This window comes from Thalassotalea sp. LPB0316, from assembly GCF_014898095.1.
In the GTDB taxonomy this organism is placed as follows: Bacteria; Pseudomonadota; Gammaproteobacteria; order Enterobacterales; family Alteromonadaceae; genus Thalassotalea_G.
In genome coordinates, this window is record NZ_CP062946.1 from 578115 (window position 1) to 594281 (window position 16167).

Consider the following 16167-nt stretch of genomic DNA (forward strand, 5'->3'; position numbering starts at 1 on the left):
ATGAAAAGTTTACGTACCCTAGTTTTAATTTCGATTATCTTAGCCATTGTCGTTGTTACCCTTGGAGCCTATACTCGCCTGACACATGCGGGATTAGGTTGTCCTGATTGGCCGGGTTGTTATGGCCAAATTGATGTACCACGCACTGCCGAACAAATAGCCAAAGCAGAGCAGGCGTTTCCCGAGCGCCCAGTCGAAGTACAAAAGGCTTGGAATGAAATGATCCACCGCTATTTTGCCGGCGCATTAGGCTTATTTGTTTTAGCTATCGCTGTTCTTTCATATCGCAAAAGGCATTTGGGCACACCGCTGTTTTTACCCATGTCTATCTTGGCCTTAGTCATTTTTCAAGCCGCACTCGGGATGTGGACCGTCACCATGAAACTCATGCCGATTGTTGTCATGGGGCATTTATTAGGTGGCTTTACCACCTTGTGTTTATTGTTTTTACTGTACTTAAGGCTGTCGAATTATCGCATTCCAGAAGGTGATTTTGCCGTAAAAAAATACGCGAAATTTGCCGGTATTGGCGTCATTATTTTAACCTTGCAAATCGCCCTTGGTGGTTGGACATCATCAAATTATGCTGCCTTGGTGTGCACTGAGCTACCGATTTGCCAACAGCCTTGGGTAGAAAATTTAACCTTTGAAAACTCATTCGACCCCATTCCACCTAAGCGCGATACCTATGAATATGGCCACTTAGATCATTACGAACGGGTCACTATTCACGCTATGCATCGCATTGGCGCAATTATTACTGCCGTGTATTTATTGTGGTTAGCACTAAAAATATTTACCCGATCACAAAGCCAACTAGTTAAGCAAACCACCGCGATACTCACCCTGGTTTTGTTCGTTCAAGTTGGCTTAGGCGTGAGTAATATCGTGTTATCACTGCCGCTAGCGATTGCCGTTAGCCATAATATTATCGCCGCCTGCTTGATGATGGTGCTGATCAAGCTCACCTATACGCTAAAACGGAAAATTTAAGGAGCATTCATGCCAAAATCTACCAGTATTCATATGCCGTTAAGTGTTACAGCTAAAGCCACGTGGCGAGATTACTATGAATTAACTAAACCGCGTGTTGTCGCGCTTTTAGTGCTTACCGCGCTGGTTGGCATGTGCCTATCAACACCGGGCGTTATCCCGTGGCAAGTGCTTATTCCTGCGATGTTGGGTATTGGTTTGTTATCATCTGCGGCCGCCGCTATTAACCATATTGTCGATGAGCGCATTGACGCCATTATGGCGCGCACTCACAAACGCCCCTTACCTGAAGGAAAAATTAGCCAAGCCAATGCTATTGCTTTTGCCAGTGGCATCGCTATCTTAGGCTTTGCGATGTTGTACGCCTTAGTTAACCCGTTAACCGCTTGGTTAACGCTATCTGGCTTAGTTGGCTACGGTTTTATTTACACCATGTACTTAAAACGGGCAACGCCACAAAACATTACGATTGGTGGTTTAGCGGGTGCTATTCCTCCCCTCTTAGGTTGGACGGCAATGACCAATGAAATTCACCCTAATGCCTTGTTATTAGTGTTATTAATTTTCACTTGGACGCCACCACACTTTTGGGCACTGGCGATCCATCGCAAAGACGATTACGCCAAAGTGAACATTCCCATGCTCCCTGTCACTCATGGCGTTACTTTCACCAAAACCCAAATATTACTTTATACCGTCTTACTCTTTGTCGTCGGGTTAATGCCTTATTTGGTGGGCATGAGTAACTGGTTGTATTTAATCGGCTCGATTGTGCTGAATTTGATTTTCTTTGCGTACGCTTGGAAGTTAAAATTCAACGCCGATGAAAACACAGCAATGGATACTTTCAAATTTTCTATTATCCATTTAATGCTGCTCTTTATCGTGTTACTTGTTGATCATTATTTATTACCGGTGAGTTAATTCGAGGATATTACGCTATGAACAAAGTGGTATTGCCGCTGATTATTGCTGTTATTGCGGCGTGCGCAGGCGTTTTTCTGTATCAAAAAACCATGCTTGCTCAACCTGAGCACAGCTTGTATTACGAAAACCCTCGCGAAGTCAAAGCGTTTGAATTTACCGATCACAATGGCCAAGCATTTACTAACAGCCAATTAGAAAATCACTGGACGTGGGTATTCTTCGGCTATACCTCGTGCCCAGATATATGTCCGACAACCTTGCAAGAGCTCAACTTTGTTTACGACGATTTAAAGGCCGTAGCAAATAACACGCAAGTATTAATGGTCAGTGTTGATCCAAATCGCGATACCCAAGCGCGTCTATCGCAATATATTCCCTACTTTAACGATGAATTTTTTGGCTTAACGGCCGGCCATGACGTGTTATTCCCATTCTCGAGAAATTTGGGCTTAATGTACTCAGTCCATGACGATACCACGGAGCAGAATTACTTGGTTGATCACAGTGCCTCAGTAGTTCTGATCAATCCGGCAGGTAAGATAGCGGCGATTTTTAAACCCGATCACGAATTAGGTAAACTCCCGATTGTTAAAGGGGATGACCTGCTAGCTGACTTTAGTAAAATCGTTCGCCTACATTAAAAACTACTGGGGTCAGAGTCATTTTACTCTGACCCCAAATTGGCTGCTACAGTGGGAACCATTGGCCGTCTTGTTGTAAAACAAACCAAGGTTTTGAATACCAATAATAACGGCTTGGCATACTTATGCTAGGTGCTGTGCAGTTACAACGCTGACGCCCAGGCTTTAAATCTTGAGTAAAGCTCACTTTAAACGTTGTCTCATCCAGCCAAGTAACCTCTTGTTTACCTAAACCTGAAACATAACAAGCTAAAAGCTTAGGATGAAAGTCAAGATTATTAACTTGCATCACCAACTCTTTGACTGAGCCATAACTAACCACTGTGCTTTTACTGGTGGCAAGCGGTGTTAGGTCAAAGGCTAAAGTATTGAGTTTATCCGATAAATTAGCAATTTTGTCGTAAGGTTGTGACACGGGAAAACGCGGTACAATCGTTAAATCAGTAAAGTCGCCTACCGCACCAGACTGTTGTGAAAAAGCAATAAAGTCATTGTCTTTTAACCACGCTTGCCACTCTGGCGTATACTCACCGTAAGGGTATGCAAACAATCGATAATCTTGCCCCGTTTCCTGAGCGATTTTAGCTTGGGCAGCAAGTATTTCATCGCCTTTTTGTTTGACCCATTCAGCAATTGAGGTGCCAGTGGGAATACGCGCTAAAGAGTCGTGTGTTAAGCCATGATTAGCAATAGTTGCACCGCGCTTGGTCAATGCTTTTAATTCAGCCCAAGTGAGCGAGCTCGCGCTTTTTTGATCGACAACCTGTGGGTTGATAAAAATTGTGTAGGCAAAGCCATATTTTTCCAACTCAGGAATAGCATGCTCAAGTAGGTTGTTGTAACCATCATCAAAGGTAATGGCGACGTGATTAACAACATTTTGCCCTGCGGCAACTTTAGTCATCAAATCGGGTAATGAAACAACTTGATACTGCTTTTCCTGTAGCAAAGCTAAATGTTTGGAAAATTGCTCCGGTGCAATACTGGTTATCTTAGGCGTTTGTGTACTGACATGGTGATACTGCAAAATAACCGCAGCTTGTGCTTGGTTGACCATCGTCGCGATCAAGCTAAAAAACATCAGCAAAAAAGCATAAAACGATTTATGAACTACCCCTAACCGTTGCATAATATTTACCTTACTTCTATTTATCTGTTGAGTATTTACGTGACACCAATTTCACAAATGGTCCACAAGCCATTGTTTGCGCTCGCCTTCCCCATGATCATTTCGAATATCACGGTGCCGTTACTCGGCTTAGTTGACACCGCAGTCATTGGTCACTTACCACACGCCTATTATTTAGGTGCCAGCGCCGTGGGCGCAATGATTATAACCTTTATTACTTGGTTATGTGGATTTTTGCGCATGTCTTCAACAGGATTATCCGCACAAACATTAGGTAAACAAGATGTAGCACAAAGCCTACAGGTTTTATTACGCGGTTTATTGGTTTCACTCACAATTGCCATCGTATTTATTTTGGCGCAATCACTGTATTTCGATATCGCTTTCTTTTTAGCCGGAGGCTCTGCCGAAATACAGCACTATGGCCGAGAATATGCCGAAATTAGGATTTGGGGCTTACCTGCTTCACTCGGCAGTTTAGTGATTTTGGGTTGGTTGCTGGGGCAACAACAAGCTCGGCCGGTAATGTGGCTGTTGATCATCACTAATCTATGTAATTTAGTCCTCGATCTCTTATTTGTTTTAGGCTTTAACTGGGGTTTACAGGGTGTTGCTTGTGCAACATTAATTGCCGAATACCTCGGCTTTATCACCGGATTAGCATATATCGCTCACTATATTCACCGTAAGGTTGCGATAACAATAGATATTAGCGCAATGTTCTCGAGTATTTTTAAAGCGGATAAACTCAAGCAATATTTTGCCCTCAACCGCGACATTTTAATAAGAACACTATGCCTTGAGGTGTGTTTTGTTTTTATTACTTTTCAAGGCGCTCGCTTAGGTGATGAGGTTGTTGCAAGTAATGCGATTTTAATGAACTTTGTCCTGCTGATATCTTTCGGCCTTGATGGTATCGCCAATGGCGCGGAAGCGATGGTCGGCAAAGCCCATGGCGCTAATGACAACCAACAACTCAAACGGGTTGTTGATACGTCTTTACTTTGGACCTTTATTTTCGCACTCGGTTATAGCCTGTTTTTCGCCTTTTTAGGCGAGCAATTTATCGCATTGATCAGTGATATAGAGTCAGTTAGGGCGTTGGCGAGTACTTACCTTCCTTGGATAGTCATACTGCCGATACTCGCCTGTTGGTGTTATTTATACGACGGAATTTATGTTGGTTTAATGCAAGCGGATGTGATGCGAAATAGTATGATTTTCTCAACCTTTGGCTGCTTTTTTCCTGCCTGGTACCTTTTACAATCGCTGGGTAATCACGCTATTTGGGGAGCTTTTTCAATCTTTATGATCGCTAGAGGGCTGTCTTTAGCTTGGCATTTTCACAATAAAAGCTTGAGTTCAGAGTAATAAAATAGGGGTCAGAGTCAATTGACTCTGACCCCTATTTTGTAACACAAGGGTTTAGTAGTATGAGTGCTCACCACGTTGGTGCTCAGTCATATCGCGAACGCCTTTAATTTCATCGCCCATCAATTCGATTAACTGTTTTTCAATGCCGTCTTTCACCGTTACATCGATTTGGCTACAACCATTACAGCCACCACCAAATTGCAATACCGCGTAACCATCTTCGGTAATTTCCATTAACGTACATTCACCGCCGTGGCCAGCAAGTTGAGGGTTAACTTCTGCCTGAAGAAAGTAGTTTACTCGGTCGAATAATGGTGCATCATCAGCTACTTTGCGCAGTTTCGCATTCGGTGCTTTTAATGTTAATTGCGAACCCATTTGATCTGTGGTGAAGTCAATTTCCGCGTCTTCTAAAAATGGTTTGCTATCGGCGTCAACAAATGCAGAAAAACCATCAAATTTAAGTTCTAAATCTTCAGGCTCAACCGCATCAACAGGGCAATAAGAGACGCCACATTCAGCGCTTGCAGTACCAGGATTAACAACAAATACACGAATATTGGTACCTTCAGCTTGTGAAGATAAAAGCTTTGCAAAGTGTGCTTGTGCCGCTTCAGAAATAGTGATCATAAAAACTCATCTCTCGTTTAAACTACCCGACAGTATTGCCCGAGCATAGTACCCGAGCAATTTACTCAGGTATAGTATTTTACTCTGCATTGCAGACAATAACTAGTGGTTGAAAATAACAAATACGAATAAATTAACCGACAACTTGAGTTAACAGCTCGCTAACTGGTTTAAAGCACAATTGTTTGGTATCTTGGCTTACGCACATTTAGGAGAAATATCATGTCGTTATCACGTATACTAATGCTGTTTGCTTTATTCAGTACTAGTGTTTTTGCTTTACCTGTTGAACAGTTTTTACCAAAGAACAGTCAACACGATATTGCCATTGCAAAACCTGAACAGGTTTTGGGTTTTGAAGTCGGTGAACGCCACGTTCGTCATTTCCAAGTGGTCAACTACATGCAAACGCTTGCTCAGCAAAGTGATCGCGTACTTATTGAAGAATTTGGCCGTACGTTTCAGCAACGCCCGCAACTCTTATTAACAATATCTAGCCCGAAAAATCTCGCGCGATTAGATGAAATTATTGCTAATCGTCAATTGCCTAATAAGCAAAAGCCCAAAGATGAGCCCTTGGTAATCTGGTTAGGTTACAGTGTGCACGGCGATGAAATCTCGGGAACCAATGCGGCTTTGGTTGTCGCCTATCACCTTGCTGCAAGCCAAGATAACGCTGTTAAACAGTTACTTGATGAAGCCATTATTGTGATTGAACCATCGATTAACCCCGACGGCATGGACCGTTTCGTCAATTGGGTTGATACCTTTAGAGGTGCAAGTTTTAACAGTGATCCAAACCACATTGAACATCACCAAAATTGGCCAACCGGCCGCACTAATCACTTTTGGTTTGATTTAAACCGAGATTGGTTACTACTCTCGCAAATCGAGTCAAAAAACCGCATCAAACAATTTCACAAATACGCGCCACACGTACTCGGTGATTTCCATGAAATGGGCGCGAACAGCACATACTTCTTTCAACCAGGTATCCCGTCACGCACGCATCCGCTGACGCCTGAAAGTAACATTACGCTCACTAACGAATTAGCTAATTATCACGCCAGTGCGCTTGATCAAACTAAACAGCTTTATTTCAGCCAAGAGTCGTTTGATGACTTTTACTATGGCAAAGGCTCAACCTATCCAGATATCAACGCAAGTGTCGGTATTTTATTTGAACAAGCGAGCTCTCGAGGCTTCGCTCAAGAAACGATCAATGGCTTATTAACCTTTGATCAAACCATTGCTAATCAAGTGACAACCTCTTTCTCAACCATCGAAGGCGCATGGCAAAACAAAGATAAACTCAAAGCTCATCGCAAACAGTTCTACCTAGACGGTTTTAAACTCGCAAGTAATCAAGATTTCAAAGGCTATTTATTTAGCGTAAATAACGATGATTACCGCTTACACAGCTTTATTGAAAAATTACAAGCGCACCAAGTCAAAGTCTACCAAACGAGTCGAGATCAAACCATCAACGGCAAATTATTTAAAGCTAAGCAAAGTTTTTATGTCCCGTTAGCACAAGCTCAGTATCGAATGATTGAAGCTATGTTTAATCAGCAGACAGATTTTAGAGACAATACTTTTTATGATGTATCTGGCTGGACGATACCATTAGCGATGAATATCACTTTTGAGGCCATTACTAAAACCTCTGGCCTTGGTTTAGCGAAACAAAATTACCAAATAAACACTCAAACAACTGCGCCATTTACCTCAGGTGCATATGCCTATGCGTTTGATTGGTCACACTCGTTAGCGCCTAAACTGCTTAATCAGTTGTTGAAAAAAGACATTAAAGTCCGCGTATCAACACAAGACTTCAGCGTAACGAGCCAAGGCAATGTCGTCGATTTCAACGCCGGCACTATCGTTATCCCGGCAGGTATCCAAACCGCTGATAACTGGGAGCAAACACTCTCGGCCTTGAGCGCTAAAAATGGTATTGAAATATCAGCACTTGATACCGGCTTAACGGTTAAAGGCATTGATTTAGGTAGCCGCAATATGCAGATTATTAGCCCGATTAATGTCTTATTGGTTGGCGGTAAAGGTGTTTCGCAATACGAAGCCGGTGAAGTCCTTTATTACCTTGATAATTTAATGCAAATCCCAGTGAGTGTGGTGGAGAAACAACGTCTTGCAAGCATCGATTTAACTCGCTACAGCCATATTATGCTCGTTAATGGTCGCTACCGAGATTTATCAGAAGTCGCGATAAATAACCTCGCCCTGTGGCTAGAAAACGGCGGCGTGATGATCGGCCAAAAAGCAGGTGCACAGTGGCTAGCTCAGCAGTCTTGGTTACGCGCTGATTTTGTCAGTAAAGCAACGTTAGACGACTTATTCGACACGAGCTCACTCGGTTATGGCGATAAAGAAGCACTAGGGGCTCGCAAACGAATCGCAGGGGCGATTTATCAAAGCGAATTGGATCTCAGTCATCCGCTAACCTTTGGTTATCAGCAAAAAACCTTACCGTTATTTAAAAACTCAACCCTGATCATGAGGCAGCCACAAACGCCATTTATTAGTGTTGCTACCTACAGCGATAAACCATTAATGAGTGGTTATAGCGATCGCAACTTAGTTAATCAAATCGCAAACAATTCAGCGATCATCGCACACAATTACGGCAAAGGTCGGGTCATTGGCTTTACTGATAACTTAACGTTTAGGGGCTATTGGCTGGGAAGTGCCAAGTTACTCGCCAATAGTTTGTTTTTCTCAAAAGCCTTTTCAGCTCAGGCACCACGCCAAGCACAAGACTAAAACTCAAAGCGCTAGCGCTTGATACTAAGCGCTAGCGTAAACACCGAAACACTGTTCGCGCCAGCCGCTTTTAGTAATTTTGCCAACGCATCGACGGTACTTCCCGTGGTTAAGACATCATCAAATATCACAAGGTCTTTGCCCCTAACACTGTATTTGGCATTTAATTGAAAATAGCGCCTTCTTCGCCGACGTTCTTTACCAGATAAGGTTTTTTGTTGTGACTGCGCTTTCGTTTGATGGAATAAATCTGGCCGGTAATCGCACAGGTCTTTATGCTTAATACGCTTAATAATTTCATGACACTGATTAAACCCACGCTGCCCCCAACGCGATGAATGTATCGGCACTATGGTTAAAATAGGAAGTTGCTCGCTTGATAAAGCGCGTAGTAATTGCTCGAGATGGCTTTCGCTGAGCTGCGCGAGCAATCGAGCGAGCATCAAATGACGCTGATATTTTAATTGGTTAAGCCAGCGGCTAAGCGGCTTTTGATAGGGTGCCAGACAATGAAGCTGATCGATCTCGGTCTGCTCAACCGCATTTGAAATAGCTGGATAAGCTAATAAATTGGTGACTGGCCAACGGTTAAAGTCGGCGAGGCAAGTGGCACAAATCGCTTGATTTATATAGCACGGCAACTGACACAAATAACAATGCCCGAGCGTTGAACACACCGATAAACGCATCGCCTTATCGGCAATTTGTGAGACCACAAATGACAAATTAGTCATAGAATTCCTTTCCATAACAAATAGCGCTCACGTAAAATAACTATTTCAATTGGTACAATACAATTAATCATGGCTGAAAATAACAGTAATTCCACCCCGATAACCAAAAAAACGCTAGTCCTGTTGCACGGCTGGGGTGTTAACTCAGCTATTTTTGAGCCATTAAGCCAGCAACTCAGCCCTTATTTTCAGGTCGTTTGTCTTGATTTGCCCGGCTTTGGCGACAGCATCAACACTAGCCCAATCCCCTATGTTCTCGAAAGCGTTGCAGAGATGGTCGCTAACCAAATACCTGACAACTCGATACTCGCAGGCTGGTCGTTAGGCGGCTTAGTTGCGACAAAGATTGCACTAAACCACAGTGAAAAAGTCAGTAAACTCATCCACATCGCATCAAGCCCTTGTTTTGTTGTCAAAGACGCTTGGCCAGGCATAAAAGCCAATGTGCTAGCGAGCTTTCATCAACAACTTGACGCCAATATCAGTAAAACACTGTCTGGCTTTTTAAAACTACAAGCCATGGGTAGCCCGCATGTAAGAGAAGATATTCGGCTCATTCAGCAGCTCGTTGAACAAAAGCCGCAACCATCAAAGTTGGTGTTAGATAGCGGCTTAAATATTCTTGAACAAGTCGACTTACGCGATCAGTTAGCCAATATTCAGCAACCGTTTTTGCGGATTTACGGCAAGCTTGACTCGTTAGTACCAAATAAAGCCGTCGAACTCATTGATCAACTAGCGCCAAACAGCAAAAGCGTTGTTGTAGAAAAAGCTTCACATGCCCCTTTCATTTCCCATCAGGTTGAATTTATTGATATTTTAAAAGCGTGGCTAGACAATTAAAAAGATGTTAATCGAACTCCACCAAAGCCTAATAAATACTGGACTTCAGCCGCATTTTGGTCAATAATTAAACGAATGAATTATCTCATATAGTGTGGAGGCTGTTATGGAAATTCAATCTGCGTTTAATGCTGGCGTTGCTGGTTATAACAACGCTACCGAAGCGGCGACAGAAGCGGCGAGTAACATTGCACGTGAAACAGCGCGCAATGATCAAGCTCAGCAAACACTGGAAACTGAGCAAACGCCAGCACCGCAACCAACAACAACCAATGAGCCAGTGAATTTAACTGAAGAAGTGGTTAATTTACGCGTAGCGGAACTGCAAGCTCAAGCCTCTGCACAAGCTATTCAAACAGCTGATGACACCTTAGGCACACTGCTCGACGTGCGCGTTTAATCAGTTTTTTGGATAACAGATAATTAAAGGTTTTCAGCAAAATTTTTAGTTAGGGTTTACGTAGCAAGATGAACATTACACCGCAAGCAACACAGCTTCCACTCGCCACTGTGGTTAATCCGCAGACGGATAGCTTGCGCCGTGAAAATGTTCAACGCGAAGTTATCACCCAACCTGTGGCAGTAAAGCCATCACTTGCCGAACAAAAACCCGCCGGCGATAAAGAGCGGGCGAGAACGCCAGGCCAGCTCAATGAGCAAGTTGATTTTGCCCAATTAGAAAAAAATGCGGCCCAAGCCAAAGCCACGATTAACGGTCAGCAAGAGCAAAACAGCGAGCAAAACCCACAACAACAGCAAAACCAAGATCCTTCGTCGGAAGATAGCGGCAACAAAGAATCGGCACAACCAAGCCAAGAGCAAGTTGTAGAGCAAAAAGTCATTGAGCAAATGAAAGCTCGAGATACCGAAGTAAGGCTTCACGAGCAAGCGCATGACGCAGTGGGCGGCTCTTACACTGGTGCGCCAAGTTACACTTATCAAACTGGCCCAGACGGTAAACGCTACATTGTTGATGGCGAAGTGTCAGTCGATCTTTCTAAAATACCCAATGATCCGCAAGCGACAATCGTTAAAATGCGCAAGGTTTACAGCGCGGCATTGGCACCGGCAGAGCCATCTGCGCAAGATCGACGAGTAGCTCAAAAGGCAAATAAAGCTATCGTTGAAGCTCAAGCAGAATTACGCGCTGAAAAAACCGGGATGAGCGAAGCAAAATCGTCGTCGATTGGGCCAAATAAAGTTGATTTAGACAAGCAAGGCTCGATAGAAAGCGACGAATTATTTGCCGAGAGTTCGCGCCAGCAAAGTAAAGATTTTGATCAGTTTATCAATGAAACACTTGCTTCTCAGGAAACCATTGCGCCAAGCCAAGACAGCCTATTTAGTCAGCGAGCCAATGTTATCAATAGCTTCTACAGCAATATTGGCAATGCTTATGATAGGCCACCACGCTCACAGTTTGAGTTGACGGCATAAAACCGAAAACAAAGAACAAACGATAAAGAACAAGCACAAAAAAGGGAGAGTAAACTAATTACTCTCCCTTGTTTGCTATCTAGACATTATTGCTTCAATTGGCATGACACCAAACGAATTAAATGCCGTAATCTTGGCGATATTGCTTAATGTTCGCTAAGTGCTCAGCCATTTCTGGTTTATCTTCAAGGTAGCTAATGAGATCAGCAAGGGTGACAATCGAAATCACTTTCGTGCCAAAGTCACGCTCAACTTCTTGGATTGCAGATAACTCACCTTTGCCTTTCTCTTGGCGATCTAAGGCAATTAACACGCCTGATAACTCAGCGCCATTGGCTTGAATAATTTCCATTGATTCGCGAATCGCGGTACCTGCGGTGATCACATCATCAACCAACATCACCTTGCCTTCAAGCGCACTACCTACTAGGTTGCCACCTTCACCGTGGGTTTTCGCTTCTTTGCGGTTAAAGCAGTATGGCATATCCATATTATGGTGATCGGCCAATGCTACCGCTGTTGTTGTTGCGATCGGAATACCTTTGTATGCTGGACCAAATAATAAATCAAACTCAATGTCGGCATCAGCTAAGGCTGATGCGTAAAAGCGACCTAAACGCGCTAAATCGCCACCGGTATTAAATAAACCAGCATTAAAAAAGTAAGGACTTGTGCGGCCAGATTTCAAGGTGAACTGACCAAAACGCAACACCTGCTTTGACAGTGCAAATTCAATAAACTCTTTTTGATACGCTTTCATGTTAGTTCCTTTCTTAATTTAGAGCCGATTTTTGGGCGTCAAATAATTCATTAATGCCATGCTTAGCAAGTTGCATCATTTCATTCATCTCATCAAAGCTAAATGGCTCTTCTTCTGCTGTGCCTTGTACTTCAATTAACTTGCCTGTATCTGTCATGACAACGTTCATATCAGTTTCAGCAGCCGCATCTTCAAGATATTCTAGATCAGCAATTGGTACGCCTTGGTAAACACCAACAGAAACCGCAGCAATCATGTGCTTTAATGGGTTGGTTTTGATGATTTCTTTTGCGCGCATATAATTAAGTGCTTCAACTAATGCAACACAAGCACCCGTAATAGAAGCCGTGCGCGTGCCACCATCAGCTTGAATGACATCACAATCAATCGTAATAGTATTTTCACCCAAGGCAGCTAAATCTACTGCTGCACGTAACGAGCGAGCAATTAAACGCTGAATTTCCATCGTGCGGCCACCTTGTTTACCCGAAGCGGCTTCACGGCGCATACGCGTATGAGTAGAGCGTGGCAACATACCATATTCTGCCGTCACCCAGCCTTTGCCCTGACCTTTCAAAAAGCGCGGTACACCTTCTTCAACGGTTGCTGTACAAATGACTTTGGTCTCACCAAATTCAATTAAGATTGAACCTTCAGCGTGTGCGGTAAAATTACGAGTAATGGTAACTGGGCGAATCTGCCCTGGAGTTCTGCCACTTGGACGCATGTTATGACATTCCTATAAAACTAAAATTGGCGTAATTATAAAGGTATGTGAATAAATATAACACAGCCAGATGAAATCAATTTTCACGCTTAGCCATAAACCAAGCTAAGATCTGTAAGCCTCAACGATAGCGACATCGACCAATTGATAACATATACTGATAATTAACTGAAAGAATGTCTGACTTGGCTAGGTCTGTTAAAACAGAATGTAAAAATGGAATATCAGTATTATGAAATTTGTTGTTAGTGTGCTACTTGCCTTAGCACTTGTCACCAGTACTCAAGTGTTAGCCTCTTCCCTTCAGCACACGTTACCACAGTACAGTAAACAATTTGACGACACTCGCGATCCCTTTAAAGATGCGATCCATGCAATAAATCTTGCCAAAGAAACCAACCGCAATATCTTGATCAAAATAGGCGGAGAATGGTGTGGTTGGTGTCACAAAATGGATAAATTCTTAAAAGATAACCCAGATATTTACGCCCAACTTCACAACAACTTTGTTTTACTCAAAGTTAATGTTAGCGACACCAATGAAAACGCAGAATTTATGAAAGGCCTACCACCTGTGGAAGGCTACCCGCATATGTATGTCACGACAGCTACCGGTAAAATGCTGTTGTCGAAAGATACTGCGGAGTTTTTAGATGACGAAGAGTATTCTCGTACTCAGTGGCTAACTTTTATTGAAAACTGGCAACCAACGGGCGCCAAAGCAATCGCCATTCAAGCGGGTCATTAGGAGGAGCAGGTGTCGTTTTTTGATAAAAATTACCAAACACCAAGTTGGTACAAAACCAAAGTATCACGCCGAAGCATTTTAAAATCAGCCGCTGGTGCTAGCGCAATCGTTGCAATGCCAAGTATCGCGTTTTCGGGTGGCAAGACATCGGTTAATTTAGCCCAAGAGCCTTGGTTAACCTTAGATGCAGTGGTTAATCATTTACTGCCAAGCTCCAATTCAGGCCCAGGCGCAAAAGAATTACAAATCACCCAATACCTCTATTTGTTGATCAAAACCCAACCTATCGATGATGCCGAAAAAACCTTCATTCAAAATGGCGTAGGCTGGTTAAATGGCTATAGCCAAAGCCAAACCCAACAAGATTTTGCGCAGCTCGACAACGACACTAAAGAAACTATGTTACGGGCGATTAGTAACTCCGAAGCTGGCTACAACTGGATCAATACCCTGATCAACTATATATACGAAGCATCACTTTCCGCGCCAAGCTACGGCGGTAACCCCAATGGTATTGGTTGGCAATGGCTCGAGCACAAAGCCGGCTTTCCACTACCGCCAAAAGGCAAACGCTATTTCGAACTCCCCGGCAGCCACCGTATATCTGTGAGTCAGGTCACCAAAGAGGAATCTACCAAGTCATGAGTTTTGATATCTGTATTATTGGCAGCGGCGCTGGCGCATCTCCTATTGCCTATGAGCTCTCAAAAGCCGGTGCGAAAGTTATTGTGTTAGAAAAGGGCCCTTGGCTGACCGAAGACGACTTCTACAAAGACGAAATAGCCATTAGCCTGCGCGATGCTTACAACCCAAAACTCACCGAAGAGCAGCACGTTATTGAAGAAGAATACGAAGATGCCAATGGTGAATCATTCTGGCAAAAACAAGCAACCAGTGATTCGGGTTGGAGTTTTTGGAATGGCACGGTTGTTGGCGGTTCATCAAATTTTATGAGCGGCTACTTCCACCGCCTCAAGCCGATTGATTTTCGCTTAAAATCTGAGTTTGGCGAAATTGACGGAGCTAATGTGGCCGATTGGCCCATCTCGTATGACGAGCTAGAGCCGTTTTATACGAAAGTTGATCACCTCGTTGGGGTGTCAGGTAAAGTCGTTGAACATCCATATAAAGAGCCGCGCAGTGAAGCCGACTACCCATATCCACCCATCGCTGAACATCCAGTTGCGAGCTGGATAGACAAAACCGCAAGCGAGCTAAATTATCACAGCTTACCCGTAGCCCGTGCGGTATTATCTCAACCAGCTATGGGTAGACAAAGCTGTGAATATTCTGGCTATTGCAGTAGCTATGGTTGTTCATCTGGCGCTAAAGGCAGTGGCAGAGCTGCACTACTAAATCACGCCGTAGCAAGCGGAAATTGCACCATTACCCCGCACGCAAAAGTTTATAAAATTGCCACCGATGATAACGGCGACATTACCGGAGTGTGGTATTACGATAAAAAACACCGCAGCGTAGAGGTTAAAGCCAAAATTTACGTTGTTGCTTGCCAAGCAATTGAAACCTCAAGGCTGTTGCTCGCCTCTACAGGTAAAAAGTTTCCCAATGGCCTTGCTAATAATCACGGCCAAGTGGGTAAAAACCTCGTATTTAGCGCAGGCGGTACTGGCCGAGGCGATTTTTTCTTTGATGAGCTCACAAGTGAACAAGTAGCGCAACTAAAAGCGGTTGGCCCTTTTATTAATCGCGCCCTACAAGACTGGTACGAAATAGACGACAAAGCCTTTGGCAAACGCGCAAAAGGCGGCACGATAGACTTTCTGTTCTACCAAAACCCAATCGCTCGTGCTCGTGGTTCGCAATACGACAACAACGACAATCTCGTTTGGGGCGAACAATTAAAAGCCAATCTAAAACAAGAGTTTACTACCTATAAAACCTTGCGTTTTGAAGTATTTAACGACTGGCTACCAACCGACAACTGTTTCGTTGAGCTAGACCCTGACGTAACCGATAAATGGGGAGATGCGGTTGCTAAAGTGCGAATTGGTTTTCACGAGCACGATTTAAAGGTAGGTGAATATATCGCTGAAAAAGCCGAAACGGTATTAAAAGCCATGGGCGCGAAAAATGTTAGCTCATCGGTTAGCTCATATCCACCAACCAATTTAATTGCCGGCGGTTGTCGATTTGGTAATGATCCCAAAACCTCAGTATTAAACAAATACTGCCAAGCGCATGAAGTTGAAAATCTTTATGTCACCGATGGCTCATTTATGCCAACCGGAGGCAGCGTACCTTATACCTACACTATATATGCCAACGCCTTTCGGGTGGCTGAGCATATCAAAGAGCAGTGGCAAACTATCGCTAAGAACATTGATTGATACAACAATATATGACCGAGGCTCGCCTAATAAACAATTACCAAAATCACCACTTAATGGTTTTATTGGCTAATCAAGGGTGGTTAATTTAC

At 43.5% G+C, this 16167-nt stretch carries 16 protein-coding genes; 11 read left to right on the forward strand and 5 right to left on the reverse strand.

The features are described from left to right. From LP316_RS02595 to LP316_RS02605, 3 genes are read left to right on the forward strand one after another with little or no spacing between them, the layout of a single operon-like run. Entirely contained in the window at positions 1-993 is a 993-nt protein-coding gene (locus tag LP316_RS02595) for a COX15/CtaA family protein (protein WP_193022536.1), read from the forward strand. Positions 994-1002: 9 nt separating this feature from the next. Next, positions 1003-1917 (forward strand): heme o synthase, encoded by a 915-nt coding sequence (cyoE, locus tag LP316_RS02600; RefSeq protein ID WP_226960785.1) that lies wholly within the window; start codon positions 1003-1005, stop codon positions 1915-1917. Positions 1918-1934: 17 nt separating this feature from the next. Continuing rightward, entirely contained in the window at positions 1935-2561 is a 627-nt protein-coding gene (locus tag LP316_RS02605; RefSeq protein ID WP_193022537.1) for an SCO family protein, read from the forward strand. Positions 2562-2607: 46 nt separating this feature from the next. On the opposite strand, the gene LP316_RS02610 is transcribed toward LP316_RS02605, so the two are convergent. Beyond that, the gene (locus LP316_RS02610) at positions 2608-3690 is read right to left on the reverse strand and encodes a polysaccharide deacetylase family protein (protein WP_226960786.1); all 1083 of its coding nucleotides are present in this window, start codon (positions 3688-3690) and stop codon (positions 2608-2610) included. Between the two features lie 39 nt (positions 3691-3729). On the opposite strand from LP316_RS02610, the gene LP316_RS02615 reads away from it, so the two are divergent. Beyond that, positions 3730-5061: an MATE family efflux transporter gene (locus LP316_RS02615; RefSeq protein WP_226960787.1), complete on the forward strand. Its 1332-nt coding sequence runs from the start codon at positions 3730-3732 to the stop codon at positions 5059-5061. 54 nt (positions 5062-5115) lie between these two features. Here the strand turns inward: LP316_RS02615 and nfuA are convergent, their stop codons facing one another. Continuing rightward, positions 5116-5694 (reverse strand): Fe-S biogenesis protein NfuA, encoded by a 579-nt coding sequence (gene nfuA, locus LP316_RS02620; protein ID WP_193022538.1) that lies wholly within the window; start codon positions 5692-5694, stop codon positions 5116-5118. 222 nt (positions 5695-5916) lie between these two features. On the opposite strand from nfuA, the gene LP316_RS02625 reads away from it, so the two are divergent. Next, positions 5917-8478 carry a M14 family zinc carboxypeptidase gene (locus LP316_RS02625; protein ID WP_193022539.1) on the forward strand — a complete coding sequence of 854 codons (2562 nt, stop codon included), beginning with the start codon at positions 5917-5919 and terminating at the stop codon, positions 8476-8478. An 11-nt stretch (positions 8479-8489) separates the two neighbouring features. On the opposite strand, the gene LP316_RS02630 is transcribed toward LP316_RS02625, so the two are convergent. Beyond that, complete coding sequence (locus LP316_RS02630) at positions 8490-9212, reverse strand: ComF family protein (RefSeq protein WP_193022540.1); 723 nt, start codon at positions 9210-9212, stop codon at positions 8490-8492. 69 nt (positions 9213-9281) lie between these two features. On the opposite strand from LP316_RS02630, the gene bioH reads away from it, so the two are divergent. From bioH to LP316_RS02645, 3 genes are all read left to right on the forward strand, one after another. Then, on the forward strand, positions 9282-10055 hold the full coding sequence (bioH, locus tag LP316_RS02635) for a pimeloyl-ACP methyl ester esterase BioH (protein WP_193022541.1): 774 nt from the start codon (positions 9282-9284) through the stop codon (positions 10053-10055). A 106-nt stretch (positions 10056-10161) separates the two neighbouring features. Beyond that, a complete protein-coding gene (locus LP316_RS02640) occupies positions 10162-10455 on the forward strand; it encodes a flagellar basal body rod C-terminal domain-containing protein (RefSeq protein WP_193022542.1) in 294 nt (97 codons plus the stop codon). A 68-nt stretch (positions 10456-10523) separates the two neighbouring features. Continuing rightward, entirely contained in the window at positions 10524-11492 is a 969-nt protein-coding gene (locus tag LP316_RS02645; RefSeq protein ID WP_193022543.1) for a putative metalloprotease CJM1_0395 family protein, read from the forward strand. A 118-nt stretch (positions 11493-11610) separates the two neighbouring features. Here LP316_RS02645 and pyrE read toward each other — a convergent pair whose 3' ends face one another. Continuing rightward, a complete protein-coding gene (gene pyrE, locus LP316_RS02650) occupies positions 11611-12252 on the reverse strand; it encodes an orotate phosphoribosyltransferase (RefSeq protein ID WP_193022544.1) in 642 nt (213 codons plus the stop codon). Between the two features lie 13 nt (positions 12253-12265). Continuing rightward, the gene (gene rph, locus LP316_RS02655; protein WP_193022545.1) at positions 12266-12979 is read right to left on the reverse strand and encodes a ribonuclease PH; all 714 of its coding nucleotides are present in this window, start codon (positions 12977-12979) and stop codon (positions 12266-12268) included. Positions 12980-13211: 232 nt separating this feature from the next. On the opposite strand from rph, the gene LP316_RS02660 reads away from it, so the two are divergent. Genes LP316_RS02660 through LP316_RS02670 form a run of 3 tightly spaced genes read left to right on the forward strand, consistent with a single transcriptional unit; the run spans position 13212 to position 16075 of the window. Next, on the forward strand, positions 13212-13727 hold the full coding sequence (locus LP316_RS02660; RefSeq protein ID WP_193022546.1) for a thioredoxin family protein: 516 nt from the start codon (positions 13212-13214) through the stop codon (positions 13725-13727). Positions 13728-13736: 9 nt separating this feature from the next. Next, positions 13737-14372, forward strand: a complete 636-nt coding sequence (locus LP316_RS02665; RefSeq protein ID WP_193022547.1) for a gluconate 2-dehydrogenase subunit 3 family protein — start codon at positions 13737-13739, stop codon at positions 14370-14372. Then, a complete protein-coding gene (locus tag LP316_RS02670) occupies positions 14369-16075 on the forward strand; it encodes a GMC family oxidoreductase (protein WP_193022548.1) in 1707 nt (568 codons plus the stop codon). Before LP316_RS02665 ends, LP316_RS02670 begins: the two co-directional genes overlap by 4 nt. Positions 16076-16167: the final 92 nt, after the last annotated feature.

Excerpts from the sequence above, each read along its gene's own strand:
- nfuA (WP_193022538.1), bottom strand. The coding sequence starts at position 5,694 with ATGATCACTATTTCTGAAGCGGCACAAGCACACTTTGCAAAGCTTTTA.
- LP316_RS02660 (WP_193022546.1), top strand. The coding sequence starts at position 13,212 with ATGAAATTTGTTGTTAGTGTGCTACTTGCCTTAGCACTTGTCACCAGT.
- LP316_RS02605 (WP_193022537.1), top strand. The coding sequence starts at position 1,935 with ATGAACAAAGTGGTATTGCCGCTGATTATTGCTGTTATTGCGGCGTGC.
- pyrE (WP_193022544.1), bottom strand. The coding sequence starts at position 12,252 with ATGAAAGCGTATCAAAAAGAGTTTATTGAATTTGCACTGTCAAAGCAG.
- LP316_RS02640 (WP_193022542.1), top strand. The coding sequence starts at position 10,162 with ATGGAAATTCAATCTGCGTTTAATGCTGGCGTTGCTGGTTATAACAAC.
- cyoE (WP_226960785.1), top strand. The coding sequence starts at position 1,003 with ATGCCAAAATCTACCAGTATTCATATGCCGTTAAGTGTTACAGCTAAA.
- LP316_RS02595 (WP_193022536.1), top strand. The coding sequence starts at position 1 with ATGAAAAGTTTACGTACCCTAGTTTTAATTTCGATTATCTTAGCCATT.
- rph (WP_193022545.1), bottom strand. The coding sequence starts at position 12,979 with ATGCGTCCAAGTGGCAGAACTCCAGGGCAGATTCGCCCAGTTACCATT.
- LP316_RS02625 (WP_193022539.1), top strand. The coding sequence starts at position 5,917 with ATGTCGTTATCACGTATACTAATGCTGTTTGCTTTATTCAGTACTAGT.
- LP316_RS02645 (WP_193022543.1), top strand. The coding sequence starts at position 10,524 with ATGAACATTACACCGCAAGCAACACAGCTTCCACTCGCCACTGTGGTT.
- LP316_RS02670 (WP_193022548.1), top strand. The coding sequence starts at position 14,369 with ATGAGTTTTGATATCTGTATTATTGGCAGCGGCGCTGGCGCATCTCCT.
- LP316_RS02630 (WP_193022540.1), bottom strand. The coding sequence starts at position 9,212 with ATGACTAATTTGTCATTTGTGGTCTCACAAATTGCCGATAAGGCGATG.
- LP316_RS02610 (WP_226960786.1), bottom strand. The coding sequence starts at position 3,690 with ATGCAACGGTTAGGGGTAGTTCATAAATCGTTTTATGCTTTTTTGCTG.
- bioH (WP_193022541.1), top strand. The coding sequence starts at position 9,282 with ATGGCTGAAAATAACAGTAATTCCACCCCGATAACCAAAAAAACGCTA.